The organism is Bacteroidales bacterium, assembly GCA_013314715.1.
Lineage (GTDB): Bacteria > Bacteroidota > Bacteroidia > Bacteroidales > GWA2-32-17 > Ch61.
In genome coordinates this window covers 1-5,915 of the sequence record JABUFC010000081.1, presented here as the reverse complement: position 1 = coordinate 5,915, position 5,915 = coordinate 1, and the positions used below count along the sequence as shown (strand labels likewise).

The window sequence follows — 5,915 nt, the reverse complement described above, 5'->3', positions numbered from 1 at the left end:
CAGAGCCCGATGTTTTGCTTGCAAAACAGTAAAGGGCGAAGCTGCATCCTAATCGGGCTCTGTTACACCAATTCTCGTGATAGAAGCTGTACGCTTCATGCGGGAATAGGCATCGAACAAAGAACGTTATCCAGAGCCCGATTATTTCCGAAGCCGTCCCGAGTATTCGGGAGAGAGCAATAGGTTTTGAGAATTTAGAAATTTCTCACCAATCTCTTGCCCATGCTCAAAAAGGTTAGAACCTTCACCCCGCTTTAAAACTTCTCCATATCACAGAAATTTTAAATTGAAAAACCGTTAAGCGAAGCGTATTGCTCTCTATCGGTTGCGTGTATGTGCAGTAGCGGATTAGAAGCACTTTCCTGTCAGTTTATCACTAAGTTTCTTAGAAGCACAGTCTTTCGAAATACCATTTCACCCGCTATTGTCACATGCCCGCTGTTGTGGGCTGTTTTCATTTTTTCTTTTTTAACGCTTCTTTCAATTTCATTCCAAACTCACCAATCTCGTCAGTCCTATCATTGGCTTCATGGCTTTTTAACTTTTTTTTTAAAGTAGACTTTGAATCCATTCCTGTTGTTTTTTGAACTGTGGATGAAAGTTCTTCGGTGCGCAATAAAATACAAACTCACATATCTTCAAAGCCAGGTCAAATTTTTGAAGCCTTACAAGTACTTCTAAAAAACTATACAAACCTGCAATTACATTCTGTCTTGCTCCAGAAGAAATATCTTCAAGTTTTTTAGTTACTACTGTATTATATAGAATTACACCTTGTTTGTCGTGTATATCTTTACATTCTTGTTTTTGTTTCTTCCGAATAGAATTAAACTCATTAACACTAATTTCATTGTAATTTCTTTTCTCTTTTAATTCTTGCCAATCTGAAACTACAATAATTGAGCGATACTGAAGAAGCATGCCAGCAATTTCAAAATCTATGTTTTCATTAAAGTTGAAACCTGATGAAGCATACGCAAGTAATATCGCAATCGCCTTTTGTTTTTGTTCTCTTGTACCGTTTGCCCAATAGTATGTTGCCCACATCTTTGTGAATGTTGCGTAATGTAATTTTTCTTTTGAACCTTTTTGAGCATTCTTATTGAAGTGAAAACTATAATCATCCAAATATTTTAGAGCATCTTCCTTTTTGCCTCTATCAACAAGATAAGCCGCCAAATTCAAAATCGCAGTTAGTTTGACATCGAGAGGGCTTGTTGCTCTATTAATGATTTGTTTGTAACTATCAATTACTTCAATTTCATTTTTAGCAAGACGATTTGCATTAGCTGTTAATAAAAGAGAATTTTCTACGTCTAATGACCTATCTCTGTTAACCTGATTTCTCCTCTGTTCCCAAATTTTTCTTTGATTTGCTGGTCTTTTTTCATAATAATCGCTCATAATTTGAAATATCTCTTTAGAGTAAATCTCAAAGAATTTACGTTCATCATCTATTTTGAGAATTTTAAGTTTTACTAATTCATTAACAGCTGAATTGAAAGCGTCTATTTCGTGTTCAAGATTTAAAATATATTGTGCCTTTTGAATTACATTGCTTAAATCGTCCTGGGTTACCAAAAGGCTAAGAACAACAAACAAATCTTTTGCATTGGGTGAAAGGTAATCATAAATTCTACCAAATAGGAAATTAATAGCAGTATTCCCTTCCTTAATCTTAAAATTCAATGCATCTTCTAAGCCACGTTGGCCAAGAATAAAGGCGAATTGAAATATAAATAAAGGTCTCCCACTTGTAATTTCAAATACTTTGCGGCTTTTATCAGAATTTTCGATTTGACGCTTTATCACTTCATAATTTCCAATCTCTTCATTTTTAATAACTTCTAATAAAAATTTTATAGTTTCTTGCTCTGTGAGTTCATTAGTTTGAAACTCTTGACCAATATTAATGTTTGCTGCACGTGTAGTGATAATTACCTTATGATAGTTGGTATTAAGTTCAGATATAAATTCTTCTATTTTATCTTTTTCTTCTTTTGGGAATGTTTCAAAGTCATCAATAACCAAAAATATTTTTTTCTCTTTTATCTCAATAAAATCCCTTGGATCGTCGTTTTCAATATTGAAAAGAATTTTGTTAATACTTTTAATCAAATCTGAGAACGTAGCTATTCTGTCATTTATTTCTTCAATCTTACCAGTATAATAATCGTATCGTCTATCTTTTGCAGAAAGGAATAATATATAATCAAAAAACTTTTTCTCATCGTTAGCTAAATCTTCGCAAAGACTTTGGATTGTTGCAGTTTTTCCAACCCCTCCGTGTCCCCAAACAGTAGCACAAACCGAAGCATTATTTCGAACGAGAAATGTTTTTAATTTACCTTTGATACCTATATCAATGTACTTTCTATAATTATTTTCATAAATATTACGTATTGTACCGTTATGACTTTTGACTTTAATTCCATCGTTAGTAACGTCTAATTCGCATAATTCTACCCACTCTTTAAAAAATATGCCTGTGTCAAGCAAACGGTTATATTTTACCTTCCCAAGTAATTTTTCATCAATGCAGTTGAAAAAGTAAAGCTCTTTTCCGTAAGATGTGATTTCAATAAAAGGGGATAGCCTGAAATATGTATTCAGTCCTGTACTTGCGTACAAACTGCCTAATTCAAAAGAAGCAATTGTTTTTGGGCAACTCCAAGGGGCATAACTTGCTCCGTCACTTTTATACAAAATACCTTTGAAGGTTATATTTTCAATATTGGTTACATACACCAAATCTATACTATCCTTAAGGATTGGTAAATCTGCATCTAAAACAGAGTTGTAAAGCTCTTGTAAAGCTAAAAGCAACTTTTCTGGGGCATCTTCATAGACAAAGCCGTGTCCAAGCAATTCATTTCTAACAGATGGATATTTGTCTAATGCCTGACTTAACTTACTTTTTTTGAAAATCTCTTTTTCTATATCAAGTTTGCGACAAATCGCAACAATGCTACCGATTGTCGGCTTAATAACTGATTGAAAAACAAACTCTTTGTCTTCGTAATCAAGTTTGTCCAAATTTTTGTTCCAAAGATAAGCCAACAAGTAAACTAATACATATTCAAACCTTGCTTGAAAGTGTTGTTTAAGGGCATTTTTGTCGCCCATAGTCTGTAAAAAGTCTATTCTTTGGTCAATCTGTTTTCTAATATAATCCATTTGTTTTTCTTTTTTTTCGATTTCTACAATAGCCCACAACGGTTTCGGAATTACCTTCGGTGAGAACGCTACGCTTAGTTGGTGCAGCAGAGCCCGATGTTTTGCTTGCAAAACAGTAAAGGGCGAAGCTGCATCCTAATCGGGCTCTGTTACACCAATTCTCGTGATAGAAGCTGTACGCTTCATGCGGGAATAGGCATCGAACAAAGAACGTCATCCAGAGCCCGATTATTTCCGAAGCCGTCCCGAGTATTCGGGAGAGAGCAATAGGTTTTGAGAATTTAGAAATTTCTCACCAATCTCTTGCCCATGCTCAAAAAGGTTAGAACCTTCAACCCGCTTTAAAACTTCTCCATATCACAGAAATTTTAAATGGAAAAACCGTAAAGCGAAGCGTATTGCTCTCTATCTCGTTTATATGTATGATAAAATCATACAATATTTCCTAAATTGGGTGGATATGTATGATTTTTAATCATCATTCGTTACAAAGTTAAATAAAAAAATACAAATCTTCAAACGAACTTTTAATTTTTTGTCATGTCCGTCCAAAATAATTTTTAATAATTGAACCTTTGCAAAATTATTTCAATTTTTCGATATACCAAAAATATGGGCTTAAAATTGAATTTTTTAAGGTAATTATTCAAATTACTGGACGATTTTATTCAAAAAAAAAAACTTTTTTAAAGCCAAAAAACTTTATTTCGATACTTTTGCAAAACTCTTTAATTGCAATAACGCATATTGTTGTTGTATATAGTTTTGCAAAGGTCTAAGAACGAGATTACTGAATATTCATTTGAGTTTAATAAGGGAATATTCGTTAAGTTAATAGACTGGTTTAACTTATTCTTTTTTCTCTTTTTTGCTAAATGTATAGCGAATGCCAATTTGAGTAAAAACAAGCTTTGATAAATCAGAAGCTTTATACACATCTATGTTACCATTAATTAAAAGTTGTCTGCCTAATTGAATATTTTTCTTATCAAAATCAATGATTGTTGTTTGAGGATTGCTACTAATATCAAAAGTTTCTTTATGAAACTTAAAATAAACAAACTTAGAACCAACATCATGCTCTAGTTTAAGTAGATTTGCGTTAGCTTCTAAAAAGATGTTTATACTTTTATATAAAGCTAAACTTATTTTAAAATTGACATTAGCCGTATAGTTTTCTTCGGTAAACTGATATAACGATTGTCCATTTACTGTTTCTTTGAATTGTAAACTACCATTGCGAAAAAATTGAGAGATAGTATTTTGATATGTGTAATTATAATAATTTAACAAGTAATATCCTATGCCACATCCAACTGATATGCTGAAATTATTTCTAATGTAACTATATGAAACTTTTGGAATAAATGAAATATACGAACCATCAAAAAAAGATGGACCATGTAAGTAATAATCTTCATTAGTAGAGTAGTTAAAATATGAAGATGAGGAAATTGTTTTAAAACTTTTTGAATAATTTAAAATATTATTTGACTTTGGGTTATATTCACAATTCAATTCTATAATTAAGTTACTTTTAAATTTATATCCAACAAGTCCCTTATAAAATATACCTGAATATATGTTACTTATTTTGTAAAAATTATTATAATCAAAAGTTGTTTTGCTTTTTTGAGTCGGAAAAGCATAACCACTCCCTAATTCCATATAAAATTGAGCGGACATAGTTATGGTAATCATTGTAAAAAAAAATGTTGCTAATTTTTTCATGTGTAATTATTTTTTAATTTTTAAATTAAGGTCACATGGAATACGCCATTCGAATAAAGAGCAAGGCTTATTTGTGAGTGATAATTTCATTTTCGGTTGCTGTGAATTTATTCTCATGGCTATTTCATATTTTATTGAATATTTCCCACCATGACTAAAGGAAGTTGTATAATACCAAGGATCAGGAGGATATGTACCTCCCCATGGATAAATATCAGTTTTATATTCATAAGGTGTACCATAAGCAGTAATCCAACGACGACCTGTAGGAGCATAACAACTTGCATGCGAAGCATAATTATTTTTAATACAACTATCGTTTTTTATTTCATCAGGAACATATCCTAAATTCCAAAATTTAACATATTGATTTGTTTTAATTACATGACAAGTTGAACCTATAGAAAAACCGCTGCATACGCAGTTAAGTTTACTTACTATTATTCGATACTTAGGAGAAGTCATATTGTCAACTGTTACTGTAATATAAAAGGTATCTACAGAAGAAAAAGAGTAAGAAAAAGTCCAACTGAATGTATTTTGAGAATATATAAGATTATTATTGTTATCAAATATTTCCCAATAATATGCTTGACCATCAGTATAAGATGAGTAAAAATTTATTGTAGTGCCTAAATCTACAAATTCGACATTGTTTTGTGTATAAATATATAAGTTTATCGGAAACAAATTTAAATCACAACTTTTATCGCTTATTAAATTATTGCAACTACAAGCTGACGAAGATTGAAAACCTTGTTTTGACGCTGTAATAGAACCACAATTGTTTTGTTCAAACGTTTTAGTGCCATTAGCAGTGGTGCCATATATCAATACATCGACGTTGTTGGTACCTAACGATATGCTTTGCTGCCCCTGCTGTACCATACGTGCATTGCCATTAGCGGCTAAGCCTATTAGTAAGCCGCTACTTTGACCGGTTCCGGTGGTATTGTTCGTTATTTGTATGCCATAAATGTTGGTTGCCAACGTGATTTTATTTTCAT

The 5,915-nt window shown here is 31.9% G+C and carries 3 protein-coding genes; all 3 read right to left on the bottom strand.

Features of this window, described 5'->3' with window-relative positions:
- Positions 1-549 precede the first annotated feature (549 nt).
- The gene (locus tag HPY79_12185; protein ID NSW46562.1) at positions 550-3,177 is read right to left on the bottom strand and encodes a hypothetical protein; all 2,628 of its coding nucleotides are present in this window, start codon (positions 3,175-3,177) and stop codon (positions 550-552) included.
- An 849-nt stretch (positions 3,178-4,026) separates the two neighbouring features.
- Positions 4,027-4,908, bottom strand: coding sequence for a hypothetical protein (locus HPY79_12180; protein NSW46561.1), 882 nt, complete (start codon positions 4,906-4,908; stop codon positions 4,027-4,029).
- 6 nt (positions 4,909-4,914) lie between these two features.
- On the bottom strand, positions 4,915-5,898 hold the full coding sequence (locus tag HPY79_12175; GenBank protein ID NSW46560.1) for a hypothetical protein: 984 nt from the start codon (positions 5,896-5,898) through the stop codon (positions 4,915-4,917).
- Positions 5,899-5,915: the final 17 nt, after the last annotated feature.

What these genes read in the sequence shown, in the direction of transcription:
- HPY79_12185 (NSW46562.1), bottom strand. Translation starts at nt 3,177, where the DNA reads ATGGATTATATTAGAAAACAGATTGACCAAAGAATAGACTTTTTACAG.
- HPY79_12180 (NSW46561.1), bottom strand. Translation starts at nt 4,908, where the DNA reads ATGAAAAAATTAGCAACATTTTTTTTTACAATGATTACCATAACTATG.